The 20,771-nt window shown below is 55.9% G+C and carries 12 protein-coding genes; 6 read left to right on the plus strand and 6 right to left on the minus strand.

Annotation, left to right across the window (positions count from 1 at the left end; translation table 11 throughout):
• Positions 1 to 328: 328 nt before the first annotated feature.
• The 5 genes from HNQ59_RS07285 to HNQ59_RS07305 form a co-directional block, all read right to left on the minus strand.
• Positions 329 to 1,498, minus strand: coding sequence for a BaiN/RdsA family NAD(P)/FAD-dependent oxidoreductase (locus HNQ59_RS07285; protein ID WP_184037121.1), 1,170 nt, complete (start codon positions 1,496 to 1,498; stop codon positions 329 to 331).
• Between the two features lie 100 nt (positions 1,499 to 1,598).
• Positions 1,599 to 2,858, minus strand: coding sequence for a sensor histidine kinase (locus HNQ59_RS07290; RefSeq protein ID WP_184037123.1), 1,260 nt, complete (start codon positions 2,856 to 2,858; stop codon positions 1,599 to 1,601).
• A 4-nt stretch (positions 2,859 to 2,862) separates the two neighbouring features.
• Complete coding sequence (locus HNQ59_RS07295; RefSeq protein ID WP_184037126.1) at positions 2,863 to 4,569, minus strand: chemotaxis protein CheB; 1,707 nt, start codon at positions 4,567 to 4,569, stop codon at positions 2,863 to 2,865.
• Entirely contained in the window at positions 4,566 to 8,252 is a 3,687-nt protein-coding gene (locus HNQ59_RS07300; protein ID WP_184037129.1) for a response regulator, read from the minus strand. The genes HNQ59_RS07295 and HNQ59_RS07300 overlap by 4 nt, the downstream gene beginning before the upstream one ends.
• A gap of 192 nt (positions 8,253 to 8,444) precedes the next feature.
• A complete protein-coding gene (locus tag HNQ59_RS07305; RefSeq protein WP_184037132.1) occupies positions 8,445 to 10,253 on the minus strand; it encodes a TolC family outer membrane protein in 1,809 nt (602 codons plus the stop codon).
• 303 nt (positions 10,254 to 10,556) lie between these two features.
• On the opposite strand from HNQ59_RS07305, the gene HNQ59_RS07310 reads away from it, so the two are divergent.
• The 6 genes from HNQ59_RS07310 to HNQ59_RS20040 all read left to right on the plus strand — a co-directional run bounded on the left by HNQ59_RS07310 (position 10,557) and on the right by HNQ59_RS20040 (position 17,078).
• Complete coding sequence (locus HNQ59_RS07310; RefSeq protein WP_343074214.1) at positions 10,557 to 11,183, plus strand: transglutaminase-like cysteine peptidase; 627 nt, start codon at positions 10,557 to 10,559, stop codon at positions 11,181 to 11,183.
• Positions 11,184 to 11,192: 9 nt separating this feature from the next.
• Positions 11,193 to 13,115: a bifunctional diguanylate cyclase/phosphodiesterase gene (locus tag HNQ59_RS07315; RefSeq protein WP_184037135.1), complete on the plus strand. Its 1,923-nt coding sequence runs from the start codon at positions 11,193 to 11,195 to the stop codon at positions 13,113 to 13,115.
• 1,242 nt (positions 13,116 to 14,357) lie between these two features.
• Positions 14,358 to 15,545 carry a glycosyltransferase family 4 protein gene (locus tag HNQ59_RS07320; protein WP_343074215.1) on the plus strand — a complete coding sequence of 396 codons (1,188 nt, stop codon included), beginning with the start codon at positions 14,358 to 14,360 and terminating at the stop codon, positions 15,543 to 15,545.
• A gap of 82 nt (positions 15,546 to 15,627) precedes the next feature.
• Positions 15,628 to 16,539 (plus strand): hypothetical protein, encoded by a 912-nt coding sequence (locus HNQ59_RS07325; RefSeq protein WP_184037138.1) that lies wholly within the window; start codon positions 15,628 to 15,630, stop codon positions 16,537 to 16,539.
• Positions 16,540 to 16,552: 13 nt separating this feature from the next.
• Complete coding sequence (locus HNQ59_RS07330; protein WP_184037141.1) at positions 16,553 to 16,828, plus strand: hypothetical protein; 276 nt, start codon at positions 16,553 to 16,555, stop codon at positions 16,826 to 16,828.
• A 25-nt stretch (positions 16,829 to 16,853) separates the two neighbouring features.
• Positions 16,854 to 17,078 (plus strand): beta-barrel domain-containing protein, encoded by a 225-nt coding sequence (locus HNQ59_RS20040; protein WP_184037144.1) that lies wholly within the window; start codon positions 16,854 to 16,856, stop codon positions 17,076 to 17,078.
• 210 nt (positions 17,079 to 17,288) lie between these two features.
• Here HNQ59_RS20040 and HNQ59_RS07340 read toward each other — a convergent pair.
• A partial coding sequence (locus tag HNQ59_RS07340) for a VCBS domain-containing protein (RefSeq protein ID WP_184037147.1) occupies positions 17,289 to 20,771 on the minus strand: 3,483 nt, incomplete at its 5' end.

Consider the following 20,771-nt stretch of genomic DNA (forward strand, 5'->3'; position numbering starts at 1 on the left):
GGCGGAGGAACGGGCGGGTGAGCAGGTTGGTATCAACTCGTGCATGCGTATGTATGCTGCAGTATCGTGCATGGCAGATCCTCTGTGAATGGAACTGCTAACTGACACACGGTCTGATGGGATGCCCGCCAGGGAATGGCCTCGGGGGTGCCATCCTGCCATTGCGCGAAACCGCACAAGGCCCAGCGTGGATCTGCAACCATCTTGCCATTTGGCCGATCATAAGCTCACATTGCCCATTGCGAACTAGATGGATTCAATATAAACACTGCGGAAAGGCTTTGCAGGTAAAGAGCAACCTGGGTTAGCCGCCCAAAGCAGTCCATATTCACACACTCTGCCCGCACACATGGCCCGATGACCATGCCCACTGGAAATTGAACCCACCCAGCCAGCCGGTCACATCAACCACCTCACCGATGAAATATAGACCGGGGGCTTTCTTGGCTTCCATAGTCTTGGATGACAGCTCATTGGTGTCAACGCCGCCCAGGGTGACCTCGGCTTTTTTATAACCCAGGGTGCCGCTGGGCTTGAATGACCAGCTGTGCAAGTGCTCGCCCAGTGTTTTCAGCTGTTTTTCATTCAGCTGTTTGACTGGCTGGTTCAGTTGGTGTGTCTCAGCAAATGCGGTGGCGAAGCGTTTGGGAAGGCGTTGCGCAAGTAGATTGGCCAGCAGCATGTCGCTACGCCGGTGGGTCAGCAACCATTCTGTAGCGCTGTCATCTGGGAACAAGTCGAGGTGGATGTGGGTGCCGGGTTTCCAATAGGAAGAGACCTGCAGGATGGCGGGGCCGGATAGGCCGCGATGGGTCAGGAGTATGGCTTCTCGGAACCGGGCCTTACCAGACTGGGTAATGGCGTCGAATGAAATGCCGGATAGGTCGGCGTAGGGGGCAAAGTCCTCCGGTTGGAAGGTAAGGGGAACCAAGCCAGGTGCCAGCGGCGTGACATTCAGGCCGAATTGCCGGGCGATGTCGTAACCCAAGCCGGTGGCGCCGATCTGTGGAATCGACAACCCTCCGGTGGCGATCACTAACTTGTCACAGCTGATTTCGCCACGGCTGGTGGCCAGCAGGAAACATTCAGTCTTACGCTCGACTTTGTCGATCTTGCAGGGCATCAACCAGCTGACGCCGGCATCTTCGCACTCGTTTCGCAGCATATCGATGATGTCCTGCGCGCTGTCATCACAGAACAATTGCCCCAGGGTCTTCTCGTGATACCCAATACCGTGTCGCTCGACGAGGTCGATGAAGTCTCTGACGGTAAAGCGTGCCAGGGCGGATCGGCAGAAATGCGGGTTGTTTGACAGGTAATTGTCAGGCTTGGCATGCAAATTGGTGAAATTGCAGCGCCCACCACCTGATATGCGGATCTTCTCGGCAAGTTTTTCGGCATGATCGATGATGGCGACGCGTTTGCCACGTTGCCCAGCCACATGGGCGCACATCATGCCGGCTGCACCGGCGCCTACTACGACAACGTCAACATGCATGTTGGGATGACCACGAAATTGAGACAGTTTATCAGAATTGCATGGGTGGCCTGTCGATCGCGCATGGTGGCGACAGGGCGGTGCCCGTTGGGGGAGGCGGTCATCCGTGTTGCAGGGTGGTTGGCGCAACCAATGGCAGGTTGACTACAAAAGTGCTGCCGCGCTCGGGCTCAAGCGGCAATATCTCGATGCTGCCACCCAGCAGGCCGGTGATCAGGTTGTAACAGATGTTCATCCCCAGCCCACTTCCGCCTTCGCCAAGTCGGGTGGTGAAGAACGGATCGAAGACATGCTCGCGCACCTCTTTGCTCATGCCGCAGCCATTGTCGCTGTACAACAAGGTGACGCTGTCGCCTTCCGGAATGGTGCGGATCGAGATGTCGCCTGATGGGCGCCCATGAAAACCGTGGATGACCGAATTGTTGATCAGATTGGAGAGGATCTGATCTATCGGCCCCGGATAGCTGTCCATCTGGATGCCTTCGGTCAGGTCGGTACGGATCTGATAGGCCGTTTTACGCAGACTGACCGACATCAACGAAACCACGCCGACAATGGTTTCCTTCAAGTCGAAGTGGCGTCGTTGCGTGTTGGTCTGGTCAATGGCGACTTGTTTGAAGTTGGATACCAGATCAGCGGTGCGTTCCAGGCCATGCAGCATCAACTGAGTAGCCATGCGGGATGTGGTGAGGTAATCCTCCAGCTGAGAGCGTTTGATTCCCTGTTGGTTGGTGAGAGCCGATTCGAATTCATGTAGCTTGTGCTCCAGCGTAGAGGCCACGGTCAGGCAATTGCCGATCGGGGTGTTCAGCTCGTGCGCCACGGCAGCCACAATCGAGCCCAGGGCAGCCAGCTTTTCAGATTGAACCAGCTTGTCTTGCGTGTGTTGCAGGTGGTCGAGCGCTTTCTGAAGCCGCTGGTTGGTTTGTTGCAGATCCTGTGTGCGCCACTCCAGGGCCAATTCGCGGCTGTGCAGGTGTTGATATTGCCTGACGCGGTTGAGCAGCAGGTTGTCATCAATCGGCTTGACTAGATAATCGATCGCACCGACAGCGTAACCTCGGGAGATGAACTCATCCGCCCGATATACGGCTGTGATGAAGATGATCGGTATATTCCGTGTACGGGCAGTCATCTGCAGATGATCTGCGGTTTCGAATCCATTCATCCCTGGCATATGGATATCGAGCAGGATCAGATTGCACTCGTGCTCCATGGTGGCCATCAAGGTGGCCTCGCCCGATGCCGCCTCAATGATGTCGCACCCCGGCAAGCGGGACAATAGAGCCTTCAACGTCAGACGATTGCTGGGGTTATCATCTGCAATGATGATGGTGAAGCGAGGATCGAATTCATCCATGATGTCATTCCCTGGGATACCGGTAGATATGGCTGCCGGGCTTATAAGGGACAAAACCCATCTCCAATACCGTCAGATTGATGCCGTCCTGCGGGCCGAGCACGAGAAATCCATCGACATGAAGTGAACAGGCGAATTTCCTCAACACCTCGCGCTGCAATGCGAGATCAAAGTAGATCAGTACATTACGGCATACGATCAACTGAAATTCGTTAAATATTCCCTCAGCTGTAAGTGTATGACGATAGAACAGGATTTGCTTGCCTAACCAATCGATTGCCTTGATGTAGTGCGCGCTTGGCTGGATGTAATCCTCGAAATGCCGGACGCCACCGCTGGTCAAGTAGTTGGCTTGGTTCTGGGGCAATTCATGGCTGGGGAACAACCCAGCCTTGGCTGCTTCGAGTTGGTAGGCATTCATGTCGGTGGCGAACAAGTGGCTGCGTTCGAGCAAGCCTGCCTCGTGCAACATGATCGCCAGGGAATAAGCTTCCTCCCCTGTGGCGCAGCCTGCTGACCAGATCTTGATTTCAGGAAAGCTGGCCAGATAGGGAAAGACATGCTGTCGGACTTGCGCCAGCTGCTCTGGGTGGCGGAAAAAGCAGGTGACATTGACGGTCAGCCCGGCAATCAGTTGTTGCAATAGCATGGGCTCAGTCAAGGCCAGGTACTGAAATATGGAAAACCGCTGGATGCCCAGCGCCTGCATCTGTGCTTTCAGCAGACGCCGCAAGCTGTCACGCTGATAGTGGCGGAAGTCGTAACCACATTGCTGGGACAATGCCTCCAGAAACAGCTCCAGCAAAGGCCCGTGAGGCACCTCTTGATCATCATGACTGTGCACCGCCGCTGCGAGCAGGCTGGTGATCGTGGATAGCTTCGCGACGCTGTCATACTGGCCGGTAGCCCGGGCCGAATCCGGCATGGATCGCGCTGTGCCACATTCATCGCTGTCTTCGATCAAGACACGGGCTTGGGCTTGACGCAACGCTGCACAGCCCGCTGTGCCATCCTGCCCATAACCACAGAGCAGTACTGCGATGCAGTCGCGCTGGTACTCCGATGCCAATGAGGCAAACAGGGCGTCGATCGATGGACGGCTGTATTGGATCTTTCGATCCTGCGTCAGATACACCATGCCATGCGCGACCTTCATGTGGTAGCCGGGCGGCGCGATATAGAGGGTGCCCGGTTCGATCGTCGTCAGATGTTGCGGCATGATGACTTGATAGTCTGTCCGCACCTTCAGTAGCTGATCGAGCAGATTGGGTTGATGCTCGTCGAGATGTTGCAGGACAAACAGCGATACCTTGCCAAGTGGCAAGTTGCTGACCAGATGCAGTATCTTGTCCAGGCTGCCTGCAGAGCCCGCCATCGCTATCGCACGGTAGCTGGCTGCAGGCTGGGTGGATGGCTGTTGCAATACCTGCTTGACCGGCAGACCCAGCCGTATCAGCCCATGAGCCAGGGTGGCATGATAGGCGATGATCTTCAGCGCTGGCGTTTTGCCCAGATGGCTCGCTAACAGCTCGATGGCCTCTCGCCGCAATGTGTCGGCATCATAGAAGCTGACCTCGACCGTCTTGATGGCCTGGTCATCAAACGCAACCTGCAATGCCTGGCCCAGCTCCGCTACTGCAGCGGGGTGGTCTTGTCGGCCAAGGACGGCTAAATGGCAGGTGGGCGGGAGTTGATGGAGGGTGATGGTCATCCTTGCCGACCGGTGCGCCAACGTGAGATCTTGGCCAGCAGCATGTCATAGTCCACAGGCTTGGCCATGTAATCATCAGCGCCCGCCTGCATCACCTCGGCTTGGTCGATGGGTGCGGCCTTGGCGGTGATGGCAATGACAGGCAGGCCATTCAGGGCCGGGTTGGCGCGGATCGACCGAATGGCTTCGTTACCATCCATTTCCGGCATCATGATGTCCATCAAGACGACATCCACAGCCTGCTGGCCGAGCACGTCGAGCGCACGTTTGCCATTGAGCGCCGTGACCAGCTCGGCGCCGTAACGCTCCAGTGCCGCCGTCATCACGAACAGATTGCGGGGATCGTCGTCAACCAGCAGGATCTTGCATCCACTCAACAATTGTTCATTACCGACATCGACGCTGGGGGTTTGCAGCGCAATCCGCTCCTGTGACACACCGCGCAGGAAACGCTCTACGTTTTCCTGCAGGCGTTGTTCAGATTGATCTGTCTTGACAATGATGCAGTCTGAGTAGCGTTGCAGTTGTTGGGTCTGTTCATCGTCAGTGGGCTGGTCGGCAAAGAAGACCAAACCGATACTTGGGTTGGCCACCCTTAACTTGGCGGCGATGCTGAGTGCCTGATCCACATCCTGATGCAGACTGATGATGGCCAATCGGCTGTCGTATTGCTGCTTCAGCGCCTGCCAATCACTGTCTGGCACCACCGCCAGAGTGGCATGGCGAGTGCCCAGCAGCTGGGCCAGCGACTGTGCGTGAGTCTGGTCTGGGTCGATGATCAAGATGCATTGCCTGCTTTCATGGTCAATGGCTTTCAGCAGTGCGCGCTCGGCCATGGTCAGGCCATCATCATCGACGGGCTTCTGCAGGTAGCCGATGGCGCCCTGTTTCAGCAATGCCTCATCACGATCTCTGGCGGATACGATATGCACTGGAATCTGCGAAAGCAATCGATCGCGTTTCAGCTCGTGCAACACCTGCCTGCCATCCATGTCTGGCAGCTCCAGATCGAGCAAAATCCCTTGTGGTTGATGTTTGCGTGCCAGGTCGATGCCTTCTTGCCCGGTATTGGCCACCAGCGTTTTGTAGCCAAGGCGGTTGTTCATGGCCAACAAGCTGCGACCAAACGTCACATCGTCATCGATCAGTAAGATGGTGGCGTCGTCCGGGTTGAGGGTATGGCGATCATCACAGACCGCTTCCGTGGTAGGTGGCGGGGCGGCCATTGTGGATGGGGTGGGTGCATGTTGTGCGATGTCATGTGGCAGGTGCAGTGTGAATTCACTGCCTTTGCCGGGCTCGCTCGACAAGGTGATGGTGCCACCAAGCATCTGTGCGAAACGCAGGCTGATGGTCAGCCCCAGCCCCGTGCCACCAAACTCACGCGAGGTGGAGCCATCCGCTTGCTGGAAGGCCTCGAATACCAGAGCGCGTTTTTCTTCTGGAATCCCAATCCCCGTATCACGCACGCTCAGATAAATCGGTAACTCGGCGTCCGGATCATGGCCAATGGTGAGCGTCACCCCGCCAAGACGGGTGAATTTGATGGCATTGGCGATCAGATTGCGCAGGATCTGAGACAATTTGTCCCAGTCCGAAACAAACGTGCCACGTAAATCGTCGATCACGCTGAAATTCAGCCCTTTGTCTTTGGCCAGGTGCTCGAACATGCCCTGCATTTCGATGCTGACTGTCTGACTGGCAATCGCATCGAGGTGCAGATCCATCTTGCCGGCCTCCACCTTGGAGAGATCAAGCACGTCATTGATCAGGCGCAACAGCTCCTGCCCAGAGCGATGAATCACCTTGGCCCATTCAAATGCATCGTTGCCCAGCTTGGCCGCCCCGTCATTGCACATCATCTTTGACAGCAGGATGATCGAGTTGAGCGGGGTGCGCAGCTCATGAGACATATTGGATAAGAACTCGGATTTGTACTGATTCGCCTGCGCCAGCTGCGCTGCCTTGGCCTCCTGCTCCTGTTGTGCATCCTGCAGCTGCTCGTTCTGTATCAGCAGCTGCTGACGCTGTTCCTCCATTTGTGCATTGCTTTGGCGCAGCTCCTCGGCTTGCTGTTGCAGTTGCTGCTGTTGCTCCTCCATCTGCGTGTTGCTCTGTTGCAGCTCCTCTGCCTGCTGCTGCAGTTGCTGCTGTTGGGTTTCCATTTGTGCGTTGATTTCCCGCAACTGTTCGCTTTGTATCCGCAGCTCGCGCTCGGCGGCTTCACTGGCGGACAGCAAGTTTTTCACCCTGGCGCGCTGATCGGCAACGTAGAGAAGCGATGCCAGCATGCTGGCTGCATTGCTCAGGAATTCCAGCTTCAAGTCGTCAAAAGCGACCACGCTGGCCAGCTCGATCACCCCAATCAATTCTTTCTCGTGCAGGAGCGGATAAGTGTAGGTGAACTGGGGTGGAACGGCGGTGGTGCCGGTGATGACCGGATCGATTTGGTTGTGATGCCCAACGGCGAGGATGATGGGCTTGCGCTCGCGCCCAACCTGTCCGACCGCGCCCTCGCCCAACGCGAATCGCGCACCAATGTGGGCGCGTTCGATGTGCATATAGCTGCCGATCAGCTCCAGCTGTCCTGAAGTCCCCGAGTAGATGTAGAACACACCACGTCCGGCGTCCAGATACCGGCTCAACAGTGAAATGGCGGTGTCCGCCAGTTGCTCGGTATTCAGATCCCCCGTCAACGCAGCGGAGATCTTGCTGTACCCATCTTTCAACCAATTGCGCCGATCATTTTCAAGCTTACCGGCCCGCAGCATCCGGATCATCTCGTTGATGGCCTTGCCCAAGCGGTCTTGATCCGAGGCAAGCTCGACTTCATCGGTCAGATTGCCTCGTCCGATGCTTTCCGCTCGGGTAGCAAGGCGTGCCATGGTGTTGCTCATGAAACGGATGCGAGCCATCAGGCTGGTGGTGTCGCCAGGGCGTAGCGGAATGTCGGAAGAGACATCCCCCGCAGCCAGGCGGCTGGTGATATGGGAAGCGGTATCAGGCTCGCCACCAAGCTGCCTGATGATCGAGCGTGCGGTTTGAAAGCCAATACTGCCAATGATGAGCAGTAAGGTGCCACAGAGCCCCAACACAATATACAAGGCTTGGTTTTTGGTGGCGACGGCCTGGCCGGATCGGCTGGCTGCGATCTCCACATTGTATTGGCGGTGTGCTGCCACCTCGGTGAGCATCTGGCTGCTGATTTGGTTCAGCTTGGCCTGCGCCGACTGGATTTTGTCCTCGCTGTCAGTACGCTTTCGCAGCTCCTCAAGCAACAGATCCAACTGTGTGGTGTAGCGGACCCAAAGGTCTTTCTCTTGCAGCAGGTAGCTTCTGTCTTTGTTGTCTGCAATGCAGTCCGTTCCGAGGCAGCCATCTGTCTCGTACTTCAATATCGTGGCTTGCACCTGTTGCCGATACTCACCTATTTTGCTTTCCGTCTGCGAGATTTCCTGGTTGTCCGACGCATGGATGCGTCGGAGCGTCTGCTGTTCCAGGCGCAGAAAATACTGGTTCAGGTCAGCCAGCAGGATCAGGCTGGGAATGGCGTTGATGTTGCCATTGTTGGCATCGTCGTAGATCTCCTCCATCTCGTACCGGCCAACCATAGTGATGGCCAGCAGGCCGATCACCGCGGTGATGGTCAGCAACATCATTCTTGCCGTGATGCTTCGGAACATGGTGAACACCTTGCCAGCATGCCTGAACACTTACATTTTGGTATGCAATGTGCGAAAAGCCATCCCATTTGGCATGGCCATGGTGGGTGCATGTCATTTCGGCGTGGAGGAGGTGGCGTGGCGGGCTTGTTGGGGCCGATCTGGCGACCGGCCCGTGGTGTCAATGAATTGTTGAAGCTGAATCGGCGGGAATCACTTCGGCAGGGTCTGGGTGACCATTTCGCGGTTGATCTTCCAGGCGCCTTGCTCCAATACCATGTCCAATTGCTTCATCACATTGTCTGAATAGCTGTCAGACCGGTAACGCTGTAGGAAATTGACCTGGGCTTTGTCTTTGCCCTGCAGCTTGATCGAGATGTCTTCCACCACCACCGAGATGCTGCCGGCCTTGGCCAAGCGGGCGCGACGCTGTGCCTGCCAATTGCTGTTGGGCTGCTGATTTTCGGGAGAGAAACTGTTGGCATAGTGGCTGGCAAAGGCATCGAACTCCTTTGCGCGCCAGGCGGCGGCCCATTGTGTCACGGTCTGGCGAATGGCCTCCTCTGGGGTGCCCGCCATGGGTTTGGCCGCTGGGGCCTGGGCCGGCAAGCTGGTGGGGGTCAATGCAGGTCGCCCCGCCATGGCCGCCGACCGATCTAGCGGCATGGCGCTGGGCAGGTCGGTCGGGCACTTGAAATCATCATCGTTGATCAGATGCTTGTTGACCTCATCATCACCAGGCAGTGCGCTAAGCCCCAAAGCGGGCAGCAGATCGTGGGTGGCGGCCAGCACCCGGATTTCCGCCAGCCTGCGGTCATGGCGGGCCCGCACCACCGCGCGGCGGGCTTCGAACAATTCATTTTCCGTATCCAGCACGTCCAGCAATGAGCGTTGCCCGATATCGAACTGCTGACGATAGGCATCCCGCGCTTTGGTGGTGGAAAGCTCGTGTTGCTCCAGATAACCTTGCTGCTCTTTCAGGCGCAGATTGTCATTCCAGGCGATGCGGGTGATCTGGCGGATATCGCGGCAAGCCTTTTCCCGCTGATCCACTGCCGTGTACATGTTCTCCGCTGCGGCACGGATACGGGCCTGATCGCCACCACCGTTGAACAGGTTGTAGTTCAGCACCAAACGGATGCTGCCATCCTTATGTGTGCCATCGATCCCGTCACGGTCGCGATCCACGGCTTGGCTGGCCCGCAGCTCCAATGTCGGGTAATGAGCGGATTTCCGTTCGTTGACATTCGCCTTGGCGGCCTGGATGTTGGCCTTCGCCGTCTGGATCAGCGGATTGCGGCTGACCGCTCTGGGCATCAGCTCTGCATTGGGTGGCAGCTTGCCTTGTAAGTCCGGCAGGGCCTCCAGTGCGCTACGGGGACTTCTCCCGATCAGGCGCTCGTAACGGGCGCTGACATCGTGCAGATTGCTGGCCTCGGTCAGCCAGTTGGATTCAGCCAACGCCAAGCGGCCACCTGCCTGCTCCAGATCGACCCGACGGCCAACCCCGGCGGTGACCCGTTGCTGGATCTGATCATGGATTTCCTTATGAACGGCGTAATTTTCCTGTGCCAATGTGGCCAGCTGGGTGTAACGTTGTACATCGATGTAGGCGCGCGCGGCCTCCAGTGCGGCGTCATCGGAAGCCGCCAGCAACTCGTAGTAGCGGGCTGCTGCGGTAAAGCCGAGGCGCTCGATGTTGCTGCTGACGCCAAAACCGTCAAAAATCAACTGACGAAGCTCAATTGACGCACCTGGGTGGTTGAAAGTCGTCGATTTGACCGAGGGGCTTTCCTTGTGCTCCCGGCCTGCATAGGCGTTCAGATCGACACGAGGCAGCCAGCCACCTTTAGCGGCTTTTTTGTCTTCCACCGCAGCCTTGAAGCCGTGCCATTTTGCGGTGACTTCCGGGTTGCGTAATACGGCTTGCTCGGCGGCTTCCTTGAGAGATTCGGCGTATGTAGTGAGGGGCAAGGCCAAGAGGACAAGTGTCGCTGCAACGGGCTTTAGTCGATAATTCATGGGTCAGCTTCTCAGGTAAGTTTACATGTGGAATTGGTAAACCATTTGTATCGGGCAGCGTGACTGCTCCGTCTATTTCTCTATTGTCACTTCCAGGAAATGACATATTCATCTGCAATCTGCTATTACTTGGCGCAAATGCTTGTTGGTATTGTATTTGGCATTTTATATTGGAAATTCGGCGGTTAGATAGAATGGTAAACCATTATATTTGTTTGTTGTTATATTAGGGACGGTAACTTGTTCCTGCTGAAGCATCGGCCAACCTGCAAACGAGCGAGCCAGACCAGATGGTGGGGGCTCGTGACATTGATTTTCGGCACCGCCATGACCTGGGCTGCGGATCTGGATCGTATGCAAAGAATGTTAGAGCAACAATTCGGGAAAGCCACGTCACATGTCATGGCAGATCTGCGGCAGATGTTGATCGATACCAAGCCCGCCCCGGAGTTGGATAAGTTGCAGCGTGCCAATGAGTTCTTCAATCGACGCCTCCGTTTTGTGGATGATAAAGTGCTCTGGGGGCGAGATGACTATTGGGCCACGCCGGTCGAGACCCTCGGCAAAGGGGGAGGGGACTGCGAGGACTTCAGCATAGCCAAGTACTTTGCGTTGCGGAGCCTGGACGTGGCGGAATCGAAGCTCCGCCTGGTGTATGTCAAAGCAAGGGTGGGTGGTGGCAACAGCACGACCTTCCAGGCGCACATGGTGCTGGCCTATTACGCACAGCCCGATGCTGAACCGCTGGTGCTGGACAATCTGATCGGTGACATCCGGCCCGCGTCACGGCGACCTGATCTGTTACCGGTCTTCAGTTTCAATGGCGAAGGCATGTGGGTGGGGAATGGTGGCCAGCCGCAGCCGATCGATCGTCTGTCGCGTTGGAAGGAACTGCTGCTGCGCATGCATGCAGAGGGCTCGGACAATTGAGGATGTGATATGAGTTTACTGAAGCGACTCTGGTTGACCGCGCTGGGGGCGACCTGTGCAGCGTTTCTGATCGGTTTTGTGATCAGCATGATCAATGCCCGGTCTTATCTTGAACAGCAATTACGCGCCCAAAGCCAGGACAGCGCGACTGCATTGGCATTATCGCTGTCACAGCAGAGCAAGGACAAAGCGACTGCCGAGTTGATGGTCAGTGCGCTGTTCGATGGTGGGCACTTCGAGCTGATCCGCCTGCAAGACGTGCAAGGCCAGGTGATCACCGAGCGCAATGGTGGCGCCCGATCCAGCACCGTGCCAAGCTGGTTTGAGGGGACATTCCATATCACCGTTCACCCAGGGCAGGCTCAGGTCAGTGATGGCTGGAAGCAGTTTGGCCGGGTCACCGTGGTGGCACATAGCAAATTTGCTTATGAATCGCTCTGGCAATCTGGCATCTGGTTTCTGCTGACCATGCTGGCGATTGGCCTGGCAACGGGCTTGCTGCTCACAGGGCTTTTCAATTGGGCCAAGCACCCAATTGAGGACTTGATGGCCCATGCCCGCGCAGTATCGTCCCGCCAATATAAAACCATGGCCGAGCCGTCCGTGCCCGAGCTACGACGTGTTGCCAGCGCATTCAATACCATGGTTCGCCAGGTTCGTGAGATGTTTGCTGAGCAGTCCGCCCGCATTGAAGCCCTGCAACGCGAGGCCAGTAAGGATCTGCTGACGGATCTGCCCAACCGAGCGTTTTTCCTGGGTCGGCTACGTGACCAATTGGCGGATGAGACAGCCCCCCCACAAGGCATGCTGGTGGTGTTAAGGCTGATCGGGCTCACCCAGTTCAACCGAGATCTTGGTCGTGACGCAGTGGACTTGGTGCTGATCGGGGTCAGTGACAAATTGAAAACCATCGTGGCGACCCTGCCGGATAGCCTGGGTGCCCGTCTGAACGGTGCGGATTTCGCCCTGCTGTTGCCAAGCGCCACGCCAGAAGAAGCAGAGCAGATTCTGCACAACTGGCTTCAAGCTGCCCGTCAGGCGGTGGCAAAACTGAACCCGGATACCCAAGGCGTGGTGTGCGCCGGGCTGGCACACTACAGACATGGTGAAATGGAACGCGATGTACTGAGCCGGACTGATCACGCGCTGGCGCAAGGTGAAGCAGGCGAGTCCGGCTGGGCTGCCGCGCAGGACCTGCAACAACTGAGTGCTGCACCAGAGCGGGATTGGCTGTTGATGTTGTCTCGGGCCGTGGAACAAGCTTCGTTTGAATTGGCCCGCTTCCCTGTGCTGTCGATGGAAGGCCGAGAGCTGCACGAAGAAGCCTTGCTACGCCTGACCGACCCCGACAGTGGACAGCTTCTCACTGCTGGCCAATTCATGCCCTGGGCGCAGCGGCTGGGCATGACGGCGGAAGTGGATATGGCGGCGGTGACATTGGCCTGCCAACACTTGCGCCACGAGCCGGGCGAAATCTCCGTCAATATCTCACCCGCCACGCTGGGCACACCCGGCTGGCTTGACAAGGCGAAGAGCCTGTTCGAGTCCAATCGGGATGTTGCAGGCCGTCTGCTATTCGAAATCAATGAGGCAGGGTTGTCACAGCAAGGCGATGCACTGCAGGCCTTTACCGAGATGGCTAGGCGCTATAAGGTGAGGGTCGGGGTGGAGCACTTTGGCCGCACCTTCTCCAGCATCCCCTCATTGTACGAGCTGAACTTGAGCTTCCTGAAAATCGACGCAGGCTTGATCAGCGACATTGGCCATCAGCCAAGCAATCAGCGCTTGGTGAAGGCTATAGTCGCCATCGCGGCCAACGCCCAGTGCCAAGTCTATGCCGAGGGCGTGCACACAGCCATCGAGCACGCCGTATTGGTCACACTGGGCCTGAACGGCTATACCGGCCCTGAGGCGACACGTAGATTGGCATAGTGATTCACCGACCGGGGCCAGGGCTGCGTGCCCAGGCCTACTGGTAAAGATAGCCATCATTATCGGCAGCCCGGGTTGATCCTTTCCTGCGGAAGATCATCACCCGTAGCGGTGCCAATGTAGGTTATGCCACCGCATACCTGCTGCCTGAAAGGCCGAGCGCGTATCCATGTTCGCTATGCCATCTGAGCCATGTGATTGCAGGCTAGATCATCTTCCAAAATCTGACATATCCTTCATTTTCCAGGCAGGAAATCACCAAAGCGTCAAGCCATTACCATAAGCTTCCGCCTCTGGTGGGGTGGTGAGACCTTTCGTGGTGATTACCATATCTCCCGCGAAGAGGCACTGCACTGGTCGTTATGGGATGTCATCGAGCCGTGCCTTGATAAAGCACGTATGAAAAAAGGGACACCGAGATTAAAGCAGAGGGGGCCCAAAGATAGATCTGCCCACCCCATCCCTTATGCTTTTTACCTTGGGGTGACCTATTACCCCTTGGTCAGAGCCGGAAATGGCGGGCTGTTTGAGAAGGAACACATACCAGAAGCAGAAATCTCTCTCCGAGAACGGACTGCTAAAGTCTCAGGTGCCTTATACGGCTTAGTCGTTGACAACACCATTGAGTCCCAACCCGGTGGTGGAATATTTAGTTTGATCTGCCTCAGCTATGATACGGGCGATGCCCGTCGGCTAATTAAGCCAATTCTCCGTTTCAAATCATGAAGTATGCAAGATCATGCCGGTGTGCCTTTCCCAATGCCAGCTCAATTGTGCAATTCAATGGCAATGCCATGAAGAACCTGCTCCATATATTCAATGCTATTCATGCCCTGATAAATAGCAGGATTTTCAAACCTGAGGAAACTATGCAATGACCAGTGGACTGCCACTTTGGGGTGCTAGGGGAGGTTCCAATACCCTCCGTGTGACGTGATGCCAGACATTGCTATCGCCATTGATGCTTTCGGTAAGGCAATTGCCATGAGCGTGTCAACCGCCATGCATAAGCCCGGGCTAAGATTTTGCAGCTTGGTGGGTGAATGACATTTTTCGTAGTGGCATCTGCCTTGGCCTGACTTTGATCAGGCACTATTTTTGTTTTATTTGTTTATTTTTGGATTCTTAATTTAATTGTCATGTTGCAGATGAATTGAATGCTCGTGAAGTAAGGAAAAATCAGTTAAACTTTTGGCATATATCTCTAGGTCGCTTTATTCATATTTATTAATTAATATATTGTTGATTCATCAGAATTTTCCAGGCCAATTCCGCCATCTTGCCCTGCATTATGCCAACCAGCCTGAACACCAAATCATTGCCATTGGCCGTCAGGGATGCCCTGGCCTGCCGGGGGTGCGCACTCTCACATATCAACTGCACCGGCAACCGGTAAAAGGTAGCCACCACTATCTACGCACATTTGAATCGGGTGTGTTGCACGGCCAAGCCGTGGTTAGGCTGTTGCTGCAGCTCAAGCAGCACGGCTTTCTGCCGGATGTGATCGTAGCCCACCCTGGTCGGGGAGAAAGCCTGTTTGTCAAAGAAGTCTTTCCCGAGTCCAAGCTGATCCATTTCTGCGAGTGGTACTACCACCCCAGCGGTGTCGATGCGGGCTTCGACCCGGAATTTCCTCTCTCCTTGGATGACCAGGCGCGCATCCGCACCCGTAATGCCATGCATCTGCTGAATCTGGAACAGTGCGATGTAGCGGTTGCGCCCACACACTGGCAAAAGCAGGTGCACCCTGCCAGTTATCACAACAAAATCCAGGTGATTCACGAAGGCATCGACACCGCCCTGCTGGGGCCCAATCCACAGGCCGAGTTCACATTGCCCAATGGTCACACCATACGCACCGGCGACCCGGTGGTGACCTATGTAGCCCGTAATCTGGAACCCTACCGTGGCTTTCATGTGTTCATGCGCACCCTGCCTGCGCTGTTGGCTGCGCACCCCACGTGCCAAGTGATGATCGTGGGCGGCGACAGCGTGAGCTACGGTAGCAAACCCAAACATGCCACTGGTTGGAAAGAGGCATTGCTGCAGGAGGTGTCAATAGACCCTAACCGCGTGCATTTCCTCGGCAAGATCCCCTATGACCGCTACCGCTTGCTGCTGCAGATCTCAGCGGCACATGTCTATCTGACCTATCCGTTTGTCTTGAGTTGGTCGCTGCTGGAAGCCATGGCCACCGGTTGCTTGGTGATTGGCTCGGATACGCCACCCGTGCGCGAGGTCATTCAACATGGTGTCAATGGTTTGTTAGTGCCGTTTTTTGATCAGGCACGGCTGGTAAGGACTTTGCAGCATGCACTGAGCCATCCCATGGATTATCAGGCCTTACGCAACGCTGCGTGGCAGCAGGCACAAGGGTATGCCAGGGAGCGGGGTCTGGCGACATATGCGACGCTATTTGGAGCTAGTTGAAGGCATCACCAGCACGCAAAAAGACACATATAGTGTGACCTAGTGAGGTCAACCGCCACAATAACAATCAGCGAGTACATTGATGAACCCGACACCAGAACAGCTCACCAATCAATCACGACCGCGTCTGACGACAAGGTTGATCCAATACGCCTTGTCAGTATCGTGTTTGGCAGCCGCTGCAGCTTGGGTCAACTACCTGATTGCACCCCCCGCGCCCGAAGCGCCACCTGAGGAGGCACCAGCGGCAGTGCCGCCCAAACCGGACAACTCCTTACATTTTAACCCAGCAAACTGTAAACCTGGCCATGGCGAATTCGTGTATGCGGCGTTAGGGCGCTCTGTGCTGCGTATTCCCTACCGAACCCAGCTCTTTCTGCAGCCTTACGCGAAAGATGATCGTGATTGGGCCAAGCTGCCATTGGCGCCAGACCCGGCAGAGCCCGAGGGCTGCTATGGTAACCCGACCAGGGTGTTGTTCATGTACTACCCCATCCCGAGCCTGACGATTCCGGCCACTGCGGACCAACCGAGCCGCACCGTTGACCCGAGGAGGTTTGAGCTGATCACGAACATGGGGAGAAACTACTATATGCAGGAGCTGTATGAAGACATGTTCGAAAAAGGGAAAGCAAACAAAAAAGGCAACTATGACTGCACCCCGCATACGCCAGACTTGATTGGCTGCATCCCTCGCACTAACCCAACCGCTGGTGTCTATCAAGCTCGCCCTGAGCGTTACCAGGCACCGGCACAACGTCCCTTCACCATTGAGTGCCTCGATTATAACTGGCGTTGCGGTGTTAATTATCGAACAGTCGGGGACATCAATATTGACTATATTTTCAATTTCCAGCAGCTGCCATTGGAGCACGTCATCGCTTTCGATAAATATGCACGAGAGCACGTGATCCAACTGGTTGTGCAGGACTATGCATGGGCGGCTAATCCAGCTGTCAAACAAACCGCATCAAACTCTGTGATCAATAAGTAAAGGTAATTGGTATATGGACGATAAGGTAATAAACGTTGAATATAAGCGCGGTGGTGATGGTGTTAAGCGCTTTACCGACCAGCAATTGGCGGACCTCAAAGCGCTATTGAATAAGCAGCGGGATTTATTTCAGAAAAAAGGTGACACCTTGGGACTGGGTGTACCCATCTATCAGATGATCAGCGACATTATCAGTGACAAACAGCCTATCTATGTCACTCTCAAAGGGGAGCGCACGCAGATAGGCACTAAACTGGTGCCAAAGCCATTCATGCAGGGCAACGCATAAGTACGGTACCTTGACGGGTAAGGTAATGAGTGTTTCAGACGATGCCATTACAGATGAAAAACGTGGGCTGATATATCGAGCGCAGGTGAGGCTGAATCAAACCAAAATCCAGGTCGAGAATAAGTATGTCAACTTAAGCCCAGGCATGGTTGCAAGTGTTGAGATTAAGACTGGCCAACGACGCTTGATTGAATACTTCCTGAGCCCGTTGCTCGAATACCGCAGCGAAAGTTTAAGAGAGCGTTGCTAGTTTGCTTTTTTTAGCAGCCCATATGATTCAATGGGGCCAGCAACTATCTTTTTGTTCCCAGCTTGGCTTCATATTCAGGATTGATGACAGTTATTTGGATCTCTATTCTGATAACGTGTCCTTTCATATGTAAGGAAGGGATAGTGTAGATATTTACACTCAAAGCCGATGTATCAGACATCGGCTTTGAGCAAGGTGTGGATGTTGATATCAGTCGGTGATCAATTTCCCCTTGTTCAGCAGGTCTTGGATGATCTGGGCGTCTGTTGAGGTGCCGCCTGCCGTGAGGTCAATGCCTTGGAAGGTGATGACCTGCGTGTCCTTGGCCGCTGAAAAGCCGGTGCTGAATGCGCCTGAATGATTGACATGCAGGATGGTGTCGCCGCCGGACTTTTCGAAGTGCAGGTAATGGCCCAGGTTGCCAGCGCCTGGCAGGTGGTTTTCACCTTGCAACAGGTCACGTAGATCCAGTTTGTCGTTGCTGTCCACTGCTGTACTGACCGAGAAATCGGTGAGGGTGTCTCGGGCAGGGGCGCTTGGTGTGCCTGCATCTGTGAGGCTCCATTTGAATACGTCTGCGCCCAGGCCGCCAGTCAGGATGTCATTGCCACGGCCACCCAGCAATCGATCATCACCACCGCCACCAGCCACGGTGTCATCACCGGCCCCGCCGGACAGATAGTCTGCGTTGCTGGTGCCAGTCAACGTATTGGCATCGTCAGTGCCCATGACGATATTCGCGCTACTGGCGATGTTGATCATGTGGATTTGCGTATCGCCCGTGGCCTTGCCAGTAGCGGTCACGGCCAGCATGGCGGACTGATTGCCCAGCCCGGTGAGTGCCAGCTGGTTGAAATCCCAACCGGTGATATCGACGATCTCGCCTGCGTTGGTGATGGTCTTGGTGTTCAGCCCATCCGTGAGCTGCGTGCCAGCGGGGATGCCGCTGATGGTGACTGATGTATGGTCTTCGGCAGTCACTGCAAAGCGTACTGGGCCGCCGTCGTTATCGAGCACCAGATGCTGACTGAGAAGGTTGTTCTCGACCGCAAAAATGGCCTTGATCTGATCGGCAGTCAGGGTGCGGTCATAGATACGAACATCATCCAGCGCGCCATTCAGATAACGGTGGGCTGCTGAACTGTCTGCTGTTACGCCAAAGCCGAGGAAGCTGTTGGACAGGATGGCCCGTGGCGCGATGTTACCAGTGTTGCTCATGGCCCCATCCACCCATACCGCAGTTGCGCCGCTAGTGAAGTCATGGGTGATGGCGACGTGGTGCCATTGGCCATCGTTGATGGCGGTCGTGCTCCGGATACCGGCGAGATCACCGATGCCAAAGCAGATCTTGCCGGTATTGTCCAGCCAGCCCCACTGAATGTCGCTTCTCTGACCCCGTCCTTCTGTTCCGATCACGCTAGGGGCGTTCCAGTCGAAGGATGCCCCGATCTGGGTCGTTTTGATCCAGAAGGTCAGGCTGGCCGATCCGCCACCTGCGCCGTCACCTCGCAAGGGGTCGGTTACGGACTTGTCCAATGCAACGTAGCCGCCATCACGACTGCCGCCGTTGCGGCCATTGAACTGGATGGCTGTCGTGCCATCCCGTCCGGTGGTAAATGCGGTGGCCGCCGCCGGGCCGCCTGGGTTGTCGGTGATGTGGCCGATTTTGGGCGTGCGATCATAGACATTGCGGGTGGTGGCACCAGAGCCTTCGTCAAAGGTCCAGTGGCCAACATCCTTGACAGCCAAGTCAACCTTGTGTGCCACGTTGATCGTGGTGGTGGCAATACGTGAGGTCGTGGTGCCATCATCCACCGAAACATGGATCTGTCGTGGCGTGTCACTGAGCGACGCATTGCCATTGTTGAACATGATCGCTTTGATGGCCTGGGTATAGTCAGCGAGTGTTCCGACGCCTTTTAGGCGTACCTCAGTGCTTGTGAGTGTGGCGGTGATGCCGGTGGGCAGGGTGCCAACCAGCAATTCGTCACCCACTTGGGCATTGGCCAGTGTGATGGTGGCACCAGCCAGTTTGGCCGAGTCAACATCGGTGATGCGGGCATCGATGTCAGCAATAGGGATGCCCCCTTGCTTTTCATAGAATGTGGTGACAAATCCGCTGCCTGCGGCGGTCGAGTCGTTTGCATCCAGATCCAGCACTGGGGCATCCGCCTCCCCGATGATGATGATGTTCAAGGATTGCGTTGCCGTGCCGCCTTTGCCATCCGAGATGGTATAGGTGAAGCGTTCAACGCCGACATCATTGCTATTCAGTGCTTGTGCATTGGCATTGGGTGTATAGGTGTAGGAGCCGTCTGCATTCAAAATCAGGCTGCCATATTCGCCAGCCAGCGGGGTGCCGAGCTTCCCGGTCGTGTTTTCGAAACGGACGCCGGTGACGGTCAGGGTATCGCCCTCGACGTCCCTGTCGTTTTTCAGCACGCCATTGAATTTGTCTTTGATTACGGTGCTGTCTTCAGTGATCTGAATTTCATCGACCTCTGCAACCGGGGCGTCGTTGAGGCCCGTGACGGTGATCGTCAGCGTGGTGGTTTTGGCGCCACCTTGTCCATCGATTGCGGTGTAGGTAAAGACATCCTTGACCTGCATACCAACGCTCAAGGCTTGCGCAGCGGCACCTGCCTTGTAGATATAGCTGCCATCGGCTTTGATGGTCAGGGTGCCAAATTGACCAACCAAAGCCTTGCCGACCGTACCCGCCGTGTTGCCAGATGCGATGCCGGTGACGGTCAACGGTTCTCCATCCAGATCAGAATCATTTTTCAGCACGCCGTTGGCTGCGGTGACCGACAGTGTGAAGTCTTCATTGATTTGATTGGTGTCCGCCACCAGGGTGGGGGCATCATTACTGCCCAGTACGTCTACAGAAACGACTGTAGAGGTGTGGTTGGACAGATTCACTACGAAAGTCTCAATCTTTCGTTGCCCTGCTTTGAGCGCCTGCACGGCAGCATCGTCATTGTGTAAGTCGTAGGTCCACTTGCCAGTTGCATCCACCGTGAAGGTGCCGTAGTTGCTATTCACAGTGTTGGCAACGAAGGTCGCACTTGGGTTGGTGCTGGTCAGGGTGCCGCTGTGAGAAAGCTTGACATCTTCTTGCACTGCGCCGTTGCCGATTGAGTTGGTGTCTTCGGTGCCTTTGACCTGTACTGAAATGGCATGCTGGGTGCCGTCGATCGAGGTAACGGAGAAGGTTTCCAGCTTGGTATCCGTCGCGGTCAAATCCTGCACCTGAGCACTGGCATTGTCGAGGGCATAGCTCCACTTACCGGTGGCATCCAAGGTGAGGGTGCCGTACTGGCCGGTGAGGGTGGCGGGCTGGAAGGCGGCCTGCCCGGCATCGGGATCGGTGAGCGTAAGCTGACCGGTGCTGAGCAGGGTGGTGTCCTCGGTCACGCTGCCATGGTCGGTGCCACTGATGATGGCCCCATCGTCGAGGCCTGTGACCGTGATGGTGACAGTGGTGGTCGAGCCATCGGACAAGGCGACGGTGAAGGTTTCGAGCTGACTGTCCCCGGTCTTGAGGGCCTGCACTGCAGGCTGGGCATTGTCCAGGGTGTAGTGCCAAGCACCACTGGCATCGACGCTGAATTGGCCATAGCTGCCGCTCTGCTGGCTGGCGACGAAGCGGACGCCGAGGGTGGTGGTGGTGAGGGTGCCGCTGTCACTGAG

The organism is Chitinivorax tropicus, from assembly GCF_014202905.1.
GTDB classification, from domain to species: Bacteria; Pseudomonadota; Gammaproteobacteria; order Burkholderiales; family SCOH01; genus Chitinivorax; species Chitinivorax tropicus.

Bases quoted from the DNA above. Each gene is read 5' to 3' on its own strand.
- HNQ59_RS07285 (WP_184037121.1), bottom strand. From the start codon at position 1,498: ATGCATGTTGACGTTGTCGTAGTAGGCGCCGGTGCAGCCGGCATGATG.
- HNQ59_RS07290 (WP_184037123.1), bottom strand. From the start codon at position 2,858: ATGGATGAATTCGATCCTCGCTTCACCATCATCATTGCAGATGATAAC.
- HNQ59_RS07295 (WP_184037126.1), bottom strand. From the start codon at position 4,569: ATGACCATCACCCTCCATCAACTCCCGCCCACCTGCCATTTAGCCGTC.
- HNQ59_RS07300 (WP_184037129.1), bottom strand. From the start codon at position 8,252: ATGTTCCGAAGCATCACGGCAAGAATGATGTTGCTGACCATCACCGCG.
- HNQ59_RS07305 (WP_184037132.1), bottom strand. From the start codon at position 10,253: ATGAATTATCGACTAAAGCCCGTTGCAGCGACACTTGTCCTCTTGGCC.
- HNQ59_RS07315 (WP_184037135.1), top strand. From the start codon at position 11,193: ATGAGTTTACTGAAGCGACTCTGGTTGACCGCGCTGGGGGCGACCTGT.
- HNQ59_RS07325 (WP_184037138.1), top strand. From the start codon at position 15,628: ATGAACCCGACACCAGAACAGCTCACCAATCAATCACGACCGCGTCTG.
- HNQ59_RS07330 (WP_184037141.1), top strand. From the start codon at position 16,553: ATGGACGATAAGGTAATAAACGTTGAATATAAGCGCGGTGGTGATGGT.
- HNQ59_RS20040 (WP_184037144.1), top strand. From the start codon at position 16,854: ATGAGTGTTTCAGACGATGCCATTACAGATGAAAAACGTGGGCTGATA.